Source organism: Acinetobacter sp. 789_lipA (assembly GCF_058242845.1).
In genome coordinates this window covers 544,353-562,053 of the sequence record NZ_JBZAYS010000001.1, presented here as the reverse complement: position 1 = coordinate 562,053, position 17,701 = coordinate 544,353, and the positions used below count along the sequence as shown (strand labels likewise).

At 41.7% G+C, this 17,701-nt stretch carries 20 protein-coding genes and 2 pseudogenes; 14 read left to right on the top strand and 8 right to left on the bottom strand.

What is annotated here, in order from left to right:
- Window positions 1-188: 188 nt before the first annotated feature.
- Together AC4CUZ_RS02650 and AC4CUZ_RS02645 are read left to right on the top strand one after the other, a co-directional pair.
- A complete protein-coding gene (locus AC4CUZ_RS02650; protein ID WP_436905449.1) occupies window positions 189-1,889 on the top strand; it encodes an NAD-dependent malic enzyme in 1,701 nt (566 codons plus the stop codon).
- 151 nt (window positions 1,890-2,040) lie between these two features.
- Window positions 2,041-2,610: pseudogene (locus tag AC4CUZ_RS02645) on the top strand (phage late control D family protein); the annotation flags it as partial.
- On the opposite strand, the gene AC4CUZ_RS02640 reads toward AC4CUZ_RS02645, so the two are convergent.
- Window positions 2,611-3,636 carry an IS30-like element ISAba125 family transposase gene (locus AC4CUZ_RS02640; RefSeq protein WP_081405716.1) on the bottom strand — a complete coding sequence of 342 codons (1,026 nt, stop codon included), beginning with the start codon at window positions 3,634-3,636 and terminating at the stop codon, window positions 2,611-2,613. It abuts the pseudogene before it with no gap.
- A gap of 27 nt (window positions 3,637-3,663) precedes the next feature.
- Here AC4CUZ_RS02640 and AC4CUZ_RS02635 point away from each other — a divergent pair, with 27 nt between their 5' ends.
- The gene (locus AC4CUZ_RS02635; protein ID WP_490747184.1) at window positions 3,664-3,963 is read left to right on the top strand and encodes a hypothetical protein; all 300 of its coding nucleotides are present in this window, start codon (window positions 3,664-3,666) and stop codon (window positions 3,961-3,963) included.
- A 143-nt stretch (window positions 3,964-4,106) separates the two neighbouring features.
- On the opposite strand, the pseudogene AC4CUZ_RS02630 reads toward AC4CUZ_RS02635, so the two are convergent.
- A pseudogene (locus tag AC4CUZ_RS02630) lies at window positions 4,107-4,499 on the bottom strand (transposase family protein); the annotation flags it as partial.
- Between the two features lie 37 nt (window positions 4,500-4,536).
- Complete coding sequence (locus AC4CUZ_RS02625) at window positions 4,537-4,941, bottom strand: transposase family protein (RefSeq protein ID WP_017395860.1); 405 nt, start codon at window positions 4,939-4,941, stop codon at window positions 4,537-4,539.
- 135 nt (window positions 4,942-5,076) lie between these two features.
- Between AC4CUZ_RS02625 and AC4CUZ_RS02620 the strand changes: the two genes are divergently transcribed.
- Window positions 5,077-5,439 (top strand): hypothetical protein, encoded by a 363-nt coding sequence (locus AC4CUZ_RS02620; RefSeq protein ID WP_490747183.1) that lies wholly within the window; start codon window positions 5,077-5,079, stop codon window positions 5,437-5,439.
- Window positions 5,440-5,543: 104 nt separating this feature from the next.
- On the opposite strand, the gene AC4CUZ_RS02615 is transcribed toward AC4CUZ_RS02620, so the two are convergent.
- Window positions 5,544-6,464, bottom strand: a complete 921-nt coding sequence (locus AC4CUZ_RS02615; RefSeq protein ID WP_436905446.1) for a Dyp-type peroxidase — start codon at window positions 6,462-6,464, stop codon at window positions 5,544-5,546.
- A gap of 160 nt (window positions 6,465-6,624) precedes the next feature.
- On the opposite strand from AC4CUZ_RS02615, the gene AC4CUZ_RS02610 reads away from it, so the two are divergent.
- Window positions 6,625-7,245, top strand: a complete 621-nt coding sequence (locus AC4CUZ_RS02610; RefSeq protein ID WP_436905445.1) for a LysE family transporter — start codon at window positions 6,625-6,627, stop codon at window positions 7,243-7,245.
- Here AC4CUZ_RS02610 and AC4CUZ_RS02605 read toward each other — a convergent pair.
- Genes AC4CUZ_RS02605 through AC4CUZ_RS02590 form a run of 4 tightly spaced genes read right to left on the bottom strand, consistent with a single transcriptional unit; the run spans window position 7,226 to window position 9,793 of the window.
- Window positions 7,226-7,723 (bottom strand): 2-thiouracil desulfurase family protein, encoded by a 498-nt coding sequence (locus AC4CUZ_RS02605; RefSeq protein ID WP_436905444.1) that lies wholly within the window; start codon window positions 7,721-7,723, stop codon window positions 7,226-7,228. The genes AC4CUZ_RS02610 and AC4CUZ_RS02605 overlap by 20 nt on opposite strands.
- 4 nt (window positions 7,724-7,727) lie before the next feature.
- Window positions 7,728-8,528, bottom strand: a complete 801-nt coding sequence (gene znuB / locus AC4CUZ_RS02600) for a zinc ABC transporter permease subunit ZnuB (RefSeq protein WP_010325641.1) — start codon at window positions 8,526-8,528, stop codon at window positions 7,728-7,730.
- A gap of 3 nt (window positions 8,529-8,531) precedes the next feature.
- On the bottom strand, window positions 8,532-9,314 hold the full coding sequence (gene znuC / locus AC4CUZ_RS02595) for a zinc ABC transporter ATP-binding protein ZnuC (RefSeq protein WP_004684411.1): 783 nt from the start codon (window positions 9,312-9,314) through the stop codon (window positions 8,532-8,534).
- On the bottom strand, window positions 9,299-9,793 hold the full coding sequence (locus AC4CUZ_RS02590; protein WP_058868677.1) for a transcriptional repressor: 495 nt from the start codon (window positions 9,791-9,793) through the stop codon (window positions 9,299-9,301). Before AC4CUZ_RS02590 ends, znuC begins: the two co-directional genes overlap by 16 nt.
- Before the next feature lie 141 nt (window positions 9,794-9,934).
- Between AC4CUZ_RS02590 and AC4CUZ_RS02585 the strand changes: the two genes are divergently transcribed.
- From AC4CUZ_RS02585 to atpD, 9 genes are all read left to right on the top strand, one after another.
- Window positions 9,935-10,774 carry a metal ABC transporter solute-binding protein, Zn/Mn family gene (locus tag AC4CUZ_RS02585; protein WP_436905443.1) on the top strand — a complete coding sequence of 280 codons (840 nt, stop codon included), beginning with the start codon at window positions 9,935-9,937 and terminating at the stop codon, window positions 10,772-10,774.
- A 171-nt stretch (window positions 10,775-10,945) separates the two neighbouring features.
- Window positions 10,946-11,344 carry an ATP synthase subunit I gene (locus AC4CUZ_RS02580; protein ID WP_436905442.1) on the top strand — a complete coding sequence of 133 codons (399 nt, stop codon included), beginning with the start codon at window positions 10,946-10,948 and terminating at the stop codon, window positions 11,342-11,344.
- Between the two features lie 107 nt (window positions 11,345-11,451).
- The gene (gene atpB / locus AC4CUZ_RS02575; RefSeq protein WP_004684418.1) at window positions 11,452-12,327 is read left to right on the top strand and encodes a F0F1 ATP synthase subunit A; all 876 of its coding nucleotides are present in this window, start codon (window positions 11,452-11,454) and stop codon (window positions 12,325-12,327) included.
- Between the two features lie 84 nt (window positions 12,328-12,411).
- Window positions 12,412-12,657 (top strand): F0F1 ATP synthase subunit C, encoded by a 246-nt coding sequence (gene atpE / locus AC4CUZ_RS02570; protein ID WP_000424060.1) that lies wholly within the window; start codon window positions 12,412-12,414, stop codon window positions 12,655-12,657.
- Between the two features lie 38 nt (window positions 12,658-12,695).
- Complete coding sequence (locus tag AC4CUZ_RS02565) at window positions 12,696-13,166, top strand: F0F1 ATP synthase subunit B (RefSeq protein ID WP_004684420.1); 471 nt, start codon at window positions 12,696-12,698, stop codon at window positions 13,164-13,166.
- Window positions 13,167-13,178: 12 nt separating this feature from the next.
- Window positions 13,179-13,715 carry a F0F1 ATP synthase subunit delta gene (locus tag AC4CUZ_RS02560; protein WP_004984037.1) on the top strand — a complete coding sequence of 179 codons (537 nt, stop codon included), beginning with the start codon at window positions 13,179-13,181 and terminating at the stop codon, window positions 13,713-13,715.
- 44 nt (window positions 13,716-13,759) lie between these two features.
- Window positions 13,760-15,304, top strand: a complete 1,545-nt coding sequence (atpA, locus tag AC4CUZ_RS02555; RefSeq protein WP_004684423.1) for a F0F1 ATP synthase subunit alpha — start codon at window positions 13,760-13,762, stop codon at window positions 15,302-15,304.
- Between the two features lie 88 nt (window positions 15,305-15,392).
- Window positions 15,393-16,262: a F0F1 ATP synthase subunit gamma gene (gene atpG, locus AC4CUZ_RS02550; protein ID WP_436905441.1), complete on the top strand. Its 870-nt coding sequence runs from the start codon at window positions 15,393-15,395 to the stop codon at window positions 16,260-16,262.
- A gap of 26 nt (window positions 16,263-16,288) precedes the next feature.
- On the top strand, window positions 16,289-17,683 hold the full coding sequence (gene atpD, locus AC4CUZ_RS02545) for a F0F1 ATP synthase subunit beta (RefSeq protein WP_004684425.1): 1,395 nt from the start codon (window positions 16,289-16,291) through the stop codon (window positions 17,681-17,683).
- The last annotated feature ends 18 nt before the right edge of the window (window positions 17,684-17,701 follow it).

The window sequence follows — 17,701 nt, the reverse complement described above, 5'->3', positions numbered from 1 at the left end:
TATCCATACGCTATTTGGCTGAAAGATTGCCGCAAACTTGATTTTTATTTTCAGACTAAATCGCTTTGATAATTGCATCACGCTTATAAATATCAAAAGACGCGCAAATGGCGCTAAGCTAGTAGCCGAATTAGATGCATAGATTCTCCCCATAGGTTCATCTAAATCTATGTATAACGAGATAGGTAATGACGACAGAATATTTAAAGACAAAACAACCCTTATACATCCCTTATGCGGGCAATACCTTACTTGAGTTGCCGCTGTTAAATAAAGGATCGGCATTTACGGAAGAAGAGCGCACTCGCTTCAACTTGCATGGTTTAATTCCACATGTTGAAGAAAGCATTGAAGAACAAAGTCAGCGTTCTTATCAACAATATTGTGCTTTTAATGATGCGATCAATAAGCACATTTACTTGCGTAACATTCAAGACACCAATGAAACCTTGTTCTATCACCTCATTGAAAACCATTTAAGTGAGATGATGCCGATCATCTATACTCCAACGGTGGGTGAGGCTTGTCAGCGTTTCTCGGATATTTATCGCCGCCATCGTGGCACATTTATTTCCTATCCAGACCGTGCGCATATTGATGACATCTTGCATAACATCAATAAGAAAAATGTCAAAGTCATTGTGATTACCGACGGCGAGCGTATTTTAGGCTTGGGTGACCAAGGCATTGGCGGAATGGGTATTCCGATTGGAAAATTGTCGCTATATACCGCGTGTGGGGGTATTAGCCCAGCTTATACGTTACCAATTACCCTCGATGTCGGTACCAATAATCAGCAGTTACTCAATGACCCGATTTATATGGGTTGGAATCAACCGCGCATCAGTGGTGATGAGTACTATGCTTTTGTTGATGAAGTGATTGCTGCGATCAAGCGTCGTTGGCCGAAAGCCTTAATTCAATTTGAAGATTTTGCGCAAAATAATGCCATGCCGTTATTGAATAAGTACCGTGATGAAATCTGTTGTTTTAATGATGATATTCAAGGTACCGCAGCCGTTTCTGTGGGCAGTTTGATTGCTGCATCACGTGCGGCAGGTAAACAGCTCAAAGATCAAACCGTTGCCTTCTTAGGTGCGGGTTCAGCAGGCTGTGGGATTGCTGAGCAAATTGTTGCACAGATGAAAGTTGAAGGTTTAACTGATGCCGAAGCGCGTGCACGCGTGTATATGGTCGATCGTTTTGGTTTAATCACTGAAAATCAGCCCAACCTGCTCGATTTCCAACGTAAATTGGCACAAAAACCAGACGTGATTGCGGAATGGGGCAATGCTGAAGAGGTGATTTCGCTGCTTGATGTCGTGAAAAATGCCAAACCTACCGTGTTGATTGGAGTATCAGGTCAGCCAGGCTTATTCACCGAAGAAGTGATTCGCACTTTGGCGTCGAATTGTGATCGTCCAATTGTATTGCCACTGTCTAACCCAACGTCGCGTGTCGAAGCAGTACCAGCGGATATTATTCACTGGACAGACGGCAAGGCTTTGATTGCGACAGGCAGTCCTTTTGCTCCAGTTAACTATCAAGGCAAAATTTATAATATTTCGCAGTGCAATAACTCGTATATCTTCCCGGGCATTGGGTTGGGCGTGATTGCGGCCAATGCAACCCGTGTGACCGATTCGATGCTGATTGCATCGAGTAATGCTTTGGCAGATTGCTCACCGATGTTGACCAACCCTACAGCAGATTTATTGCCTGAGATTGATGAAATTCAGAAAGTCTCTAAGCTGATAGCCTTCAAAGTGGCCAAAGCAGCAATGGATGCAGGTGTAGCTCCGATTATTAGTGATGAACAATTGCAATACGCGATTGAGAAAAACTTCTGGAAGCCAGAGTATCGTCACTATAAACGTGTCGCCTTCTAAAGTTTAAAATGAGATCGAACAAAAAGGAGCATGCTGCTCCTTTTTCTTTTCTGAGAGCTGCGTTTTCATTAACATTATTTTACTAGATTAAAAAAAAGACATTTTGTACACTCCGCGCACAAGTATAAAAACCAATAACTTCATAATGATCATGTTCAATTCTATTTATAAAATGCTGGAATCCTTTGGATTTGGCTCACAAAAACGTGCTCTGCATATTCATTTTTCCAATGTGGCTTTGAACACACAGGCGTTTATTCAGCGCATTGAGGGCGAGCACCGAATCAATCAAGGCCTAAAAGCTGAAATCCTATGTCTATCGACCAATGCTTATTTGCCTTTAAAACAGTTCATTGGTGGGCGAGTCGCGGTTGATCAGGTCACGGATGTGGGACAGCTTTCTCGTCTGACGGGGGTGATTACCAGTGCCAGTCAGGGGCAAAGTGATGGTGCACTAACTGTTTATAAACTCACTATTGAAGATGCAACAACGCTGTGGCATAAGCGCAGAAACAGTCGTGTGTTTATGAGTAAAAGTGTTCGTGAAATCACAGAAACTCTGTTTAGCGAGTGGCAAAGTCACAGTACATTATTTGCAGCCAGCTTAAGCCTGAACTTAGACGGTTTGAGTCGTGATTATGATGTACGCCCCTTTGTCATGCAGTCCAATGAAACCGATGCTGAGTTTCTCACTCGACTATGGCGGAGTGAAGGGGCGAATTCAAACATGAGGTGCGACAGTTTCAAAAGCCTTATGATAATCAACAAGCTGAGCAAATTTCTCTAATGGTGTAAGCCAATCTAACGCTTTTCTAGGACGAGTATTCAGTGACATGGCAACTTGATTTAAATAATGCTGATCTGCCTGATTTAAATCAATCCCTTTAGGTAAATATTGCCTAATTAAACCATTCATATTTTCGCATGTGCCTTTTTGCCAGGGTGAATGTGGGTCACAGAAATATACATCTATGCCTAAATCTTCTTCGAGTATTTTATGTTCTGACATCTCACGTCCACGGTCATAGGTCAACGTTTTACGCAGTTCTGCAGGTAAATATTTCAGAGCTTCAGTTAAAGCCTTGCGCACTGATTCTGCCTTTGCATCAGGTAATGTTGCCAAGATACAGAGCCGTGTATTTCGTTCAATAAGTGTTGCTATCGAACTTTTATTGTCTTTACCTTTAATTAAATCAGCTTCCCAATGACCCGGTATTTTTCTTTCTTGAACTTCGGCTGGGCGCTCATGAATAGTTTTAATATCCTGTAATATAGAATCTTTTTTAGGTTCACCGTTAGCTTTTCGCTTTTTATTTTCATGACGCAGACAGGATAATAAGTCTTTTTTCAACTCACCCTTTGGTAATGCTCGTATCGTTGAATAAATCGTTGTATGGCTTACATTCATTGTTTGATCCAAATCAGGAAATGTCTTTAAACGCTTTGCTATTTGCTGAGGAGACCATAAACAACGGATCGCTTCAACAATAAATTTCCAGAGGATTGAATCGATTTTGAGTTTTCTGTGACCACGTCTACGTCTAGCAAAAGTGTTATCAGAAGCATATCGAGCTTGATAAACGTCATTGATGCTATTTCTTTTAAGCTCACGATAGATCGTACTAGGATGTCTTTTAATAAGTTCAGCAAATTTTCTGGCTGAAAAGCCTTCTTTTCTTGACTCAAGCATTAATGCAGTACGATCTTCAAAGTTAAGATGATGGTATGACAATTTTATATACTCCATAAACCCTTTAAATTAATTAGGTGGTTTATGTCGCACTTCAAGTTTTACTCTGCCCTCTCTCACTTAAATGGTGAAAATGGAGACTTTAGGTATATTGCTATTAATAATAGACATATGAATGAACTAACTTATACAAGCCATAAACATTTTGATTGGGATAAAAATGTTGGTTTCTTAAATGCATTATATAAATTTGGATATAAACTATTTGGTTCTAATCCTGTTAAAATTAAAGAAAATAAATTGTTACCACATTCCAAGAGTTGGAGTGGACATAATAACCATGTTCACCTGCATAATTTTAATCCAAATTTAGAGGATATATAATGTTTTTTATGAGATATATAAAAGAAGATAGACTTTTAAAAATAGTGTGTTTCTGTTTTTTATTATCTGCATGTAATACTTTTGATAAAAATGGAAATTCTTTAAGTGGTTTTAGTAGACTTCCTTCATAAATCATTTTTCAATCAATTTAATTGTTTATCTTTCACCCAATCTAAATTGTATATGCCAGCAAGTAAATTAAACCGCAGGTTTAATCTTTTACGACGATTTCTATATACACAAGATAAAATCTTAAAACATTTCATCCTTCCAAATACATGCTCTACTTGAATTCGTCTACGACCAATCTCTCTATTTAACTTTTTTAATTCAGAATCTAGTTTTTCAGTTTTCTTTGCTTTAGATGGCATGAGGCATCCAAAACCCAATTTCTTTATCCCTAAATACCCCTTATCAACGATAAAAAAGGGCTTAAATTTTAATTTCCTCATGCTTTTTTTAAATATTTTAAAATCATGCATGCTTCCATGACTTCCACATACACTCAGTATTTCACCTGTTGTATAGTGCATAGATAGCTGAAATTTAAAGGTATGTCGCTTTTTTTTACCGCTATACCATTTCTTCTGTTTTTTTTGGACGTTGAACTAATATTTCAGTGGCATCAATCACAACAACTTCCCAATCCACTTCATCTCGATTAGGAAGTTGTTTTGGCAAGTTAAATTTTCCAGAACCGATTAAGGTATCTTCAATAACACGTGTGATACGAATTGCACTCGTTTCAGATACACCGTAACTCATACCAAGATGGAAAAATGTTCGATATTCTCTCCAATATTCTATACATAAGAGCAAACGATCTTCCAACGGTAATTTATGCGGTCGTCCTTTACCAATATGACGAGGTAAATGCTTATTTAGCTCGGCCAACATGAGGTTAAATGTAGCCCAACTAACACCGGTAAGCCTACGAAACTTAACGTCTGATAATTTTTGAATATCTTTGAATTTCATCCAAGGATTATCTCTTGAATTAAATAATTTTGCTGATTAATTTAAGATCAAATAAATTGTGCGTTTTTTGATTTATGACGGAAGTCTAATGAAGATGGATTTGAGAATTTTAAAATTGGAGATAATGTTCAAAATTTGACAGAGGTTGATGGTAGTCGTGTAGGTGATTGTTTTATTGCAAAGGATAATAAGAACGAGGATATAGAATTTCAAATCATGAATAATAGGATTTCAATTATTTCCTCTATAGACAGTAATAGAAGATCCTATAATGGCATAAAGGTAGGTGCGCCAGAAGAAGAGATATATGAAAAATATACAGGAAAGAATTTAGATAAGAGAAAAAATCCCTATGGTGATCCTAAAAAAGACTATTCGCTTATTCATTGGAATGATAGCGCTAAAAAATTAGGAACACGTTATGATGTTGAAAATGGTGTTGTTGTCGGTATTAAGGTTGGAAATAGCAACTTAACTTTAATGGAAGGTTGTGCTTAGTAATGTAGCTAAAACTTAATCTTACTTATTATGTAAAAATGTGGGTAATAGTAAGATTAAGTTTTTGAGGAAAAATTTTCAACTTTAGATACAGGCTTTAAAAATCACCCTTGCAACACTGCTTCCAGCAATTCCTCGCTCGGCGCAAAATAATAAGCACCGTCCACAGGAGCAACAAAATGAAGCATACGGTCATGAATTCCATCACCACTGGTACCGAACATACGCAGTAACATCGCATCAATAATGCTTAAGTCTTTCGTATAGGCAATAAAAAATAAACCTTGCTCACCTTTACCATCGCCATAAGGAAGCGAGTGACGTAGGATTTCCATTTCCTCGCCTTCATCATCTTCAACCACGACACGTGCAATGTGAGAATTTTCAGGTTTAACGTCATCATCTAGTTCAATACTTTCAAGCTTTGTTCGGCCAAAGACTTGCTCTTGAGCATCAACTTTTAATTTTTTCCACTTTTCCAAATCATGACAATAGCGCTGTGCAAAGATAAAAGAGCCATCTGCGAATATTCCTGCATCTTCACTTAATAAGGTCGTTGCAGCACGATCATCGGGAAACTGTGGGTTTTCAGTACCATCAATAAAACCAGTCAAATCTCGACCATCAAAATTGCGGAAACAGACTCGTTCATCTAAAACATCAACTTTATCTTGGATGCCTTCAAAGAAGGATTGGCTAAGGGCAAAACAAATATCGGTACGCTGAGCCGCTATATGAATTAAAACATCCGCAGGTGAAACAGGCATATTGAAGGAGCCATAAATGGGCTCTAGCTGTTTAAACCCTGCAGGCGCTGTAGGATGAAGTTGTGCCCAAAGTTCAGGGCCAAAAGCAACAGCTGTTTTAATCTGCGCATGTGGATGTTGGGTAATAAGACGATCACGAGTTGAAAATAAATCTTCTAATTTTTCTTTAAGTTCATCAATACTTAAATCTTTTAAACGTAAAACAATAAAACGGGCATGATCTGAAGGTAATGGCAGAATTACAGATTGGGCGGTCATTCATGGCTCCTAAAAAAATTGTTATTTCTATTGGCTGCACTTATTGTGCCTTATGCAGTTTCAGCTTCATAGCTTTAAGTGATAATTCATTGATGAATAATAAACCCTAAAAGCATGAAAGATCATATAATTGAGTGGTCATTTTATCTCAATATCTTTTATGTCATTTCAAATTTGGCTGGGCTTTGTACTCGCATGTTGGATCATTAGTATTTCTCCAGGGGCAGGGGCCATTGCGTCAATGTCGAGTGGCCTTAACTACGGTTTTCGGCATGGTTATTGGAATGCGCTGGGTTTACAACTCGCCTTATTGGTGCAAATCGGTATTGTGGCGGCTGGGGTAGGGGTACTCTTTGCCACAACGCCTTGGGCATTTTGGGCCGTGAAGTGGTTTGGTGTGGCTTATTTATTGTATTTGGCTTATTTACAATGGATGGCACCCATCCAATCGATTGAAATCCAACAAGAACAACCAACTAAATCGCGCTCCAAATTGGTGATGTATGGCTTTTTGATCAATATGAGCAATCCCAAAGCAATCGTCTTTTTATTGGCAGTTTTACCGCAATTTTTGGATTTGTCTAAACCACAGTGGAGTCAATATGTGGTGATGGCCGTCACGATGGTCGCGATTGATTTGATTGTGATGGCGGGATATACGGGGTTGGCAGCGAAAGTTTTAAAACTCTTAAAATCTCCGCGACAGCAAAAATATCTCAATTGTACTTTCGCAGTGTTGTTCAGTTGTGCGGCTGGACTGCTTAGTTTGGTTCATCAGTAAGTTTAGTCTGTGTCAGTTCTGCTAAAAACTGTTGTTCGGTAACCACATGTATACCGTGTTGACGAAATAGGACGGCAGTAATTCCTTCCCCTGCAATTTTTTGTCCAGTAAATGAGCCATCATAAATACCATCACTGCCACAGGATGGGCTATTGGCTTTGAGCACAGCATGGGTAACGTGATTGGCTTGCGCCAATGCTAAAGCTTTGTAAGCACCTTGAATAAAGACATCGCTAATCTGATGGCCATCTGAGGAAAAAACCTGTGCGTGGCCTAATAAAACATCAGCACCTGACCCGTGGCGAATTTCTGCTGCGGGACGCGGGGTTGGAAGTCCTGCACTGACTTCAGGACATAAGCTGACATAATTTTTATCGAGCAAAGCTTGAACTAACTCAGAGACTAAGCAGTCTTTGCCGTCATAACGGACTTTTTGTCCGAGTAGACATGCACTGATAAAATAACGTTTATGGCTCATTTAGTTATGTCAATTTTTTAAACTTCTGCGCGATAAAAATCAACGCAAACAGAATCGACATGGTTAAAACAATGCTGAGCCCTGTAGAGGTATTCAGTCCTGCACTGGACCATAAACCAACCGTCACCCCAATTTGCGCAATCACAAAGGCCCAAATCACCATTTGTTTTGGAGAGTGGGCAAGCAGTCGAGCGGTGAGTGCTGGAATGACAAGCAAGGCACCCATCAGTAAAGAACCCACTGCACGAAGCGCCAAAATGGTAAATAAAGCCAGTAGCAACATAAAAATCAAACGTTGCCATTTCGCACTGACACCTTCACTGACGGCCATATCAGGATCGATCGCGATTTGAATTTGAGCCTGCCAACTTTTATAAAGCACTGCCAATGCAACAACAATAACAGTGGCAAAAACGGGCAGGTCTGTCCATGTGATCGTGAGCAAATCACCAAATAAATAGCTGAGTAGCTCAGGTCTTAAGCTTGGAATATGTTGAATAAACATTAGACCCGAGCAGAGCAAGGTCGCAGAACAGAGTGCGAGTAATGCGTCATTAGGTAACCGTGGATCATGCAAAACCCAAAGGATTGCCACCAACAGCCCCGCAATAAAAGCCACACCCATCCACAGGGGCAACGCCATTGCTCCTGCAATCGCGACACCCAGTAACGTGCCATGTGCCATGGTGTCGGCAAAGAAAGACATGCGACGCCATAGCATCAAACAGCCCAGTGGTGCAGTCAAAAAGACCAGAAGCGTGCCCATAATCCATGCAGGCAACAGCAGTTGTAACCATTCCATCATGACTTAAGCTTCCGGTTCAGGGTGAATGTGTGGGCGAGCGTCATGCTGACAAGGCGTTGCACTATCACCATGTGCGCAGTGATCATGATGATGTTGATAGAACACGCGGTTAGTACCAAAAATGGCTTGATACTCAGGGTGTTGTTGCACACTTTCAGGCAGGCCACTACAACAAATGTGTTTATTCAAACACACCACACGATGAGTTCCTTGCATGACCCACTGCAAATCATGTGAAACCATGAGCACAGCACAACCATATTTGGCGGGTAAACTGCGCACATAGTCGTACAGCTCAGCCTCAGACTGAATGTCTAAGCCTTGCATCGGTTCATCGAGAACTAAAATATCGGGTTGACGTAACAGCGCACGAGCCAGTAAAACGCGTTGTCGTTCTCCACCTGAAAGCTGCTGTACTTTAGAGTTTTCAAGTTTGCTGATCCCAGTATCGTGGATAATTTCTTGCTTGATTACAGGATCGCATTTTTCCAAAGCCAAAAGGTCTTTCACCCTAAGCGGTAGGCTATGTGAGGGATTAAACTTTTGGGGTACATAAGAAAACTTGAGTGGCTTTGTTGTTTTAATGTCGCCAGCATTAGGGTGCACAATACCCAACAACACTTTAATGAGCGTGGATTTTCCTGCACCATTTGGGCCAATCAGGGTCACAATTTCCCGTTCATGTAAGACAAAATCGACATGCTTTAAAATCTCGCGTTCATCGATACGAACACTAATTTGGGAGAGTTCGACCAGAACAGGATCGAGGCTTATTTGTGGCGACACTGCTGACAAATTCCTGAAATTTCGATAATGCTATGTTGTGCCGTAAAACCATCGGCTGCGGAAAGTGCATCGAGTTGTTGTAATAATCCTTGTGCAGAGGCCTCTGTCACTGATTTGCAATCAGTGCAAATGAGAAAGGCAGCTTGATGGCCTTCACGGGGATGGCAACACGGAATATAGGCATTAATCGAGGTGAGTCGGTGAATGAGGCCTTTTTCTAATAAAAAGTCTAAGGTGCGGTACACCGTCGGTGGGGCAGCAGGGCGGTCGGCATTGCTTTTAATTTTAGCCAACAAATCATATGCACCCATCGGGCCTGTCGCATTTAGGATCAGTGCCAAAACTTCTTTTCTTAAGGGGGTTAAGCGCGCACCAGTTGCTGCGCACAAGACTTCTGCTTCAGCCAAACGCGTCTCAACGTTGTGATGACCATGCACATCATGTAAAGCATGGTGGTGTTCGTGAGAACAAGCGCTCATAACAAACCTCAAGTGCAAAATTTATAAAAGAAAAACGACATTAAATCTTAACATGAAGCGCAGAGAGTTTCGATTAGGCATAGGTATTTTTGTTGATTTGTTATATTATAACACTAATTGTATTTCTAGTGATTGCTCCCCATGTCCCGTTTCTTGGCTTTTTTTGCGTTTGCGCTGTTTAGTAGTGTTGCTTGGACGCAAGACTTGGTTGTTTCTACACAGCCGATTTACTTGATTGCACAGGAAGTGACTAAAGGCATTGAAAAACCAACCTTATTGTTAGCCGATCAATCTGGACATGATGTGAGTTTGACCCCAATGCATCGTAAAATCATTCAGGATGCAGGCTTGGTTATTTGGTTGGGACGAGCACATGAAGCACCGCTGGATAAACTCCTGACCCCCAATGATAAAGCAGTTTCTATTTTAGATTCAGGCATTATCAATACCTTACCACTACGAAATACCCGTGGTGATGCCTTAAAAAATACCATTGATACCCATGTTTGGCTTGACCCAAACAATGCGGTACGTATCGGTTTCTTTATTGCAGGCCTGCGTTCACAGCAGATGCCTGAGTATAAGGAGCGCTACTGGAATAATGCCAAAATCTTTGCGCAGAAAATGTTGCAAGCTTCAGCTATATATAGTCAAAGTACCCAAGCTCGCCCGTATTGGTCTTTTCATGATGCCTATCAATATATTGAGCGACCTTTAAACTTACGCTTTGCAGGCGCCTTGACAGATGACCCACATATTGCGCCTACGGTTGCGCAAATCAAATACTTAAATGACAGCCGCCCTTACTCAAAGATGTGCCTTTTGGCTGAAGTGCATGCGAGTCAAGCACAATATCAAAAGTTGAACCCATTGGTTTTCCAAGCGGTTGATGAAAGCATGACTGGGGCAGGGGATTTTGTCAGCGCGTGGAAGCAATTGGCCGAACATGTGCATAAATGTGTGCTAAATGCGCGAAAGTAACGCAAAAATTAAACAATAATTGATTAGTTTAAAAGCAATTTAAACATAGAAAAAAACTCGACTTAGGTCGGGAAAAGATTGCATGTTCAGGGGTGTAACTCTATAATGCCTGCGATTAAAAATAATCATCAGCTAAACTTGTCAAGCATGATTGTTGTGAGTGAATAAATAATGAGCCGAACTAGTCGCTTGATTGACCGACGATTAGCGAAAGCTTTAGTCCTCTTACAAGCATGTATGATTCCTGTTTCAGCCTTGATCGGCTGGGTCGTGAAAGACCCAACCGCAGCCCTGAGTGCAGCATTAGGTGCGCTCGTGTGTTGGCTTGCGACTTGCTATTTTTCATGGCAGTCGTTTCGAGCAGCAGGAGCTCGCGCTTCTAAACAAGTTCTTGCGAACATGTATAAAGGCATGATGGGTAAGTTTGCAATTGTGATTGTTGGTTTCATTTTAATTTTAAGCAATGTCAAACCGTTGTCAGCGGTGGCATTGTTTTGTGGTTTTATGCTCGTTCAAACCATGACGTGGGTTGCTCCATTTTGGGTGTCGCGTCAACAAAAACGAGTTTAATAAGCACTACAAAAAATTGAAAAGTTTTTTAGGAGATGGACGAGATATCAAGCAGCACGCGATGTTCGTTCTCTCTATTTGTATTTGACATTGACCAGGTGTGATTTATGGCTGCTGAAGAACATGCCCTTACTTCGACCGAGTATATCAAGCATCACTTGACGAATATGACTTATGGCAAAATGCCAGACGGTTCATGGAAGTTGGCTGAGACTGCTGAAGAAGCTCAACAGATGGGGTTCACTGCTATTCACTTGGATTCAATGGGTTGGTCTATCACTCTTGGTGTGATTTTCTGTTTGTTGTTCTGGTGCGTAGCGAAAGCTGCAAACTCTGGTGTTCCAACCAAGTTCCAGTCTGCAATTGAAATGATCATTGAGTTTGTGGACTCAAGTGTTCGCGACACTTTCCATGGCAAATCACGCTTAATTGCGCCACTTGCATTGACCATTTTCGTGTGGATTTTCCTCATGAACGCAATGGACTTAATCCCAGTTGACTTTATTCCGTATACAGCTCAACTGATTGGTGCAAGTGTATTTGGTATGGATCCTCATCACGTCTACTTCAAGGTTGTACCTTCTACAGATCCAAACATTACCCTAGGTATGTCTTTATCTGTATTTGTACTGATCTTGTTCTACAGTATTCGCGAAAAGGGGATTGGTGGTTTCGTTGGCGAATTAGCACTTAACCCATTTAACCCAAGTAACCCAGTTGCAAAAGCGTTATTGATTCCAGTGAACTTAATTCTTGAATTAGTAACATTCCTTGCACGTCCAGTTTCATTGGCTCTGCGACTTTTCGGTAACATGTATGCAGGTGAGTTAATCTTCATCCTTATCGCATTATTACCGTTCTGGATCCAATGGGCGTTGTCTGTGCCTTGGGCGATCTTCCACATTCTTGTTATCACGCTACAAGCATTCATCTTTATGATGCTGACTATCGTATACTTGAGCATGGCAAGCGAAAAGCATTAATGGTAATGCCCAACTATCACTGGATGGTTGGGCGCACAATTTTTTAATTTAATTTGGTATAAACCTAACCTCTGAGGAATTATCATGGAACTCACTTTAGGTCTAGTTGCAATTGCATCTGCTATCTTGATCGCTTTTGGTGCTTTAGGTACTGCGATTGGTTTTGGTCTTTTAGGCGGTCGCTTCCTTGAAGCTGTTGCACGTCAACCAGAATTGGCTCCACAACTTCAAACTCGTATGTTCTTAATCGCGGGTCTTCTTGATGCTGTGCCTATGATCGGTGTTGGTATTGGCTTGTTCTTCATCTTTGCTAATCCATTTGTAGGTTAATCAGCTTAATTCCTAAATTAAACTATTGAGGAATAGCAATGAATATCAACCTCACATTGATTGGCCAAGCGATTGCATTTGCGATGTTTGTCGCATTCTGCATGAAATTTGTATGGCCACCACTAATCAATGCGATTAGTGAGCGTCAGCGTAAAATCGCTGATGGCTTAAACGCTGCTGAAAAAGCAAAAGCTGATCTTGCGGATGCGCAAGCTCAAGTGAAAGCTGAATTAGATGCAGCGAAAGCGCAAGCGGCTCAATTGATCGAACAAGCGAACCGTCGCGGTGCACAATTGGTAGAAGAAGCTCGTACTCAAGCGTCAGCTGAAGGTGAGCGTATTCGTCAACAAGCAAAAGAAGCTGTTGATACAGAAATCAATTCTGCTCGTGAAGAATTACGTCAACAAGTTGCTGATCTTGCAGTAACAGGTGCTGAGAAAATTCTTAGCCAAAAAGTTGATGCTGAAGCTCACAATGCCATGCTGACTCAGCTGGCTGCTAAACTTTAAGAGAGGCGGATTATGGCTGAACTCTTGACGTTGGCACGCCCGTACGCTAAAGCAGCATTTGCTTACGCTTCTGAGCAAAATGCAACTGACTCTTGGTCATCTGCATTGAACTTGCTCAGTGCTGCGGTGCAAGACGAAGCATTTTCAGCTTTCTTAACTCGCCCTGAGCTTACTCCTGCTGAGCAGGTAAGTCTTTTTGCAAAAGTATTAGGCGAAGACCAAACTGCAGCAGTGTCAAACTTTTTGACATTGCTTGCTGAAAACAACCGTTTGGCGCTTCTTCCTGAAATTTCTGCTGAATACGAGCAGCTCAAATCACAGAATAACAATACTGTGGATGTAGTGATTGAATCTGCATTCCCATTGACTTCTGTACAAGAACAATTACTTGCACATGCTTTAGAGAAAAAATTCGAAGCTGCGGTAAATGTTTCTGTAGAAGTTAAACCAGAGCTTATTGCTGGTGTTGTTATTCGTGCAGGCGACCAAGTGATAGATGATTCTGCGCTTAACAAGCTAGAAAAAATGCGGACTCGTCTTCTTGCTTAATTGCATATGAAGACTGAACTTTAAAAAGATTGAGGTATAGCGCAATGCAACAACTGAATCCATCCGAGATCAGTGCGCTCATTAAACAGCGTATCGGCGATCTGGACACCAGCGCGACCGCTAAAAACGAAGGGACCATTGTTATGGTTTCCGACGGTATTGTGCGTATTCACGGCCTTGCTGATGCAATGTACGGTGAAATGATCGAATTCGACGGCGGCTTATACGGTATGGCACTGAACCTAGAACAGGATTCAGTGGGCGTCGTTGTTTTAGGTAACTACTTAAGCCTTCAAGAAGGTCAAAAAGCGCGTTGCACAGGTCGTGTATTAGAAGTTCCGGTTGGTCCAGAACTTTTAGGCCGTGTAGTAGATGCTTTGGGTAACCCAATTGATGGTAAAGGCCCAATTGATGCAAAATTAACTGATGCTGTTGAAAAAGTAGCACCAGGCGTAATTTGGCGTCAATCAGTGGATCAACCTGTACAAACTGGTTATAAATCAGTAGATACAATGATCCCTGTAGGCCGTGGTCAGCGTGAGTTGATCATTGGTGACCGTCAAACTGGTAAAACAGCTATGGCGATCGATGCGATCATCGCTCAGAAAAACTCTGGCATTAAATGTGTATACGTAGCTATTGGTCAAAAACAATCGACTATTGCTAACGTTGTGCGCAAGCTAGAAGAAACTGGCGCTATGGCGTATACCACTGTTGTAGCAGCAGCTGCAGCCGATCCAGCAGCAATGTTGTACTTGGCTCCATACTCTGGCTGTACAATGGGTGAATACTTCCGTGACCGCGGTGAAGATGCACTAATCATTTATGATGATTTGTCTAAGCAAGCTGTTGCTTACCGTCAAATTTCATTATTGTTACGTCGTCCACCAGGTCGTGAAGCGTATCCAGGTGACGTATTCTATCTTCACTCACGTCTTCTTGAGCGTGCTTCGCGCGTTTCTGCTGACTACGTTGAGAAATTCACGAATGGTGAAGTTAAAGGCCAAACTGGTTCATTAACTGCATTACCAATCATTGAAACTCAAGCGGGTGACGTATCTGCATTCGTACCAACGAACGTAATTTCGATCACTGACGGTCAGATCTTCCTTGAAACATCATTATTCAACGCAGGTATTCGTCCTGCTGTGAACGCGGGTATCTCTGTATCTCGTGTTGGTGGTTCAGCGCAGACTAAGATCATCAAAAAATTGTCTGGTGGTATCCGTACTGCTTTGGCGCAATACCGTGAATTGGCAGCGTTTGCTCAGTTCGCTTCTGACCTTGATGAAGCAACTCGTAAGCAACTTGAACATGGTCAACGTGTAACTGAATTAATGAAGCAAAAACAATATGCTCCATATTCAATTGCTGACCAAGCTGTTTCAATTTATGCATCTAACGAAGGCTACATGGCTGACGTTGAAGTGAAGAAAATCGTAGACTTTGATGCTGCGTTAATCTCTTACTTCCGTTCAGAAAATGCTGCGTTAATGCAAAACATCGATGAAACTGGTGATTACAACAAAGACATCGAAGCTGCAATCAAAGCAGGTATTGAAAGCTTTAAAGCGACTCAAACTTACTAATTTCAACTTCAGTTGGATTTAGTTTTGGTTTGGTTCACGGATCAACCTTCGAGGGCTCGAAAGGGCCTTCGAATACTAGGTTAAGCGTATGGCAAATTTAAAAGAAATTCGCGCCAAAGTAGCTAGTATCAAAAGCACGCAGAAAATTACTCGCGCGATGCAGATGGTAGCAGCTTCTAAGATGCGTCGTGCGCAAGAGCGCATGGCTCAAGGCCGTCCGTATGCCGAAAATATGCACCGTGTAATTGCTCACTTGGTTCAAGCGAATCCTGAATACAAACACCGTTATATGGTTGAACGCCCGGTTAAGCGCGTTGGCTATATCATTGTGTCTTCAGATCGTGGCCTTGCTGGTGGTTTGAACATTAACTTGTTCAAAAAAGTGGTTAAACACGTACAACAGCAACAAGAGCAGTCAATTGAAGTTCAATTTGCTTTAATTGGTCAAAAAGCGGTTTCGTTTTTTAAAAACTACGGCGGTAAAGTGCTGGGTGCTACGACAAATGTCGGTGATACACCAAGCCTTGAACAGTTATCTGGTTCTGTACAGGTGATGTTAGACGCATTTGATAAAGGCGAGTTAGATCGTATTTATCTTGTGTCAAACGGCTTTGTCAATGCCATGACTCAAAATCAAAAGATCGAACAACTTGTTCCTTTGGCTGCTGCTGAAGAAGACAAGACCCTTAACCGTCAATACGGTTGGGATTATATCTATGAGCCTGAAGCTGAAGAGCTTTTAAATGGTTTATTGGTTCGTTATATCGAGTCTGTGGTATATCAAGGCGTGATCGAAAACATCGCGTGTGAGCAGTCAGCTCGTATGGTTGCAATGAAAGCTGCAACGGACAACGCAGGTGATTTGATCAAGAGCCTACAACTTATTTATAACAAGCTGCGTCAAGCCGCGATTACTCAGGAAATTTCTGAGATCGTTGGTGGTGCCGCTGCCGTTTAACATTATTTTGAATTGAGGAGACAGCAATGAGTAGCGGTCGTATCATTCAGATCATCGGCGCGGTTATCGACGTCGAGTTTGAACGTAACAGCGTTCCTAAGATCTATGACGCTCTCCACGTTGATGGCACTGAAACTACATTAGAAGTTCAGCAACAACTTGGTGATGGCGTAGTTCGTACTATTGCAATGGGTTCTACTGAAGGCCTTAAGCGTGGTTTGAACGTAACGAATACTAACGCACCGATCTCTGTACCAGTGGGTACAGCGACTCTAGGTCGTATCATGGACGTTCTTGGTCGCCCAATCGACGAAGCTGGTCCAGTTGCGACTGAAGCGCGTTTGCCGATTCACCGTCAAGCACCTTCTTATGCTGAACAAGCAGCTTCTACTGACCTTTTAGAAACTGGTATTAAAGTCATCGACTTACTATGCCCGTTCGCTAAAGGTGGTAAAGTTGGTCTGTTCGGTGGTGCCGGTGTTGGTAAAACTGTAAACATGATGGAGTTGATCAACAACATCGCTAAAGCGCACTCAGGTTTATCTGTGTTCGCTGGTGTTGGTGAGCGTACTCGTGAAGGTAATGACTTCTATCACGAGATGAAAGACTCAAACGTTCTAGACAAAGTAGCAATGGTCTACGGTCAGATGAACGAACCACCGGGTAACCGTTTACGCGTAGCGTTGACTGGTTTGACCATGGCTGAGTATTTCCGTGACGAGAAAGACGAAAACGGTAAAGGCCGTGACGTACTATTGTTCGTAGACAACATCTACCGTTATACACTAGCAGGTACTGAAGTATCAGCACTTCTAGGTCGTATGCCATCTGCAGTAGGTTACCAACCGACACTTGCAGAAGAGATGGGTGTTCTTCAAGAACGTATTACATCGACTAAGTCTGGTTCGATTACGTCAATCCAAGCGGTATACGTACCTGCCGATGACTTAACAGATCCATCGCCTGCAACTACGTTTGCTCACTTAGATGCAACTGTAGTATTGAGCCGTGACATCGCATCTTCTGGTATTTACCCAGCGATCGATCCACTTGACTCAACTTCACGTCAGTTAGATCCACTCGTAGTGGGTGCTGAGCATTACGAGATCGCTCGTTCAGTTCAAAACGTTCTTCAACGTTATAAAGAATTGAAAGACATCATCGCGATTCTTGGTATGGACGAACTTGCAGAAGAAGATAAGTTGACTGTTTACCGTGCGCGTAAAATCCAACGTTTCTTCTCTCAACCGTTCCACGTAGCTGAAGTGTTTACTGGTGCTCCTGGTAAACTTGTACCGCTTAAAGAAACGATTCGTGGCTTTAAAGGTCTTTTAGCTGGTGAATATGACCACATTCCAGAACAAGCGTTCTATATGGTTGGTGGTATTGACGAAGTAATTGCTAAAGCTGAGAAACTTTAATTAGTTACCTAATTTAGG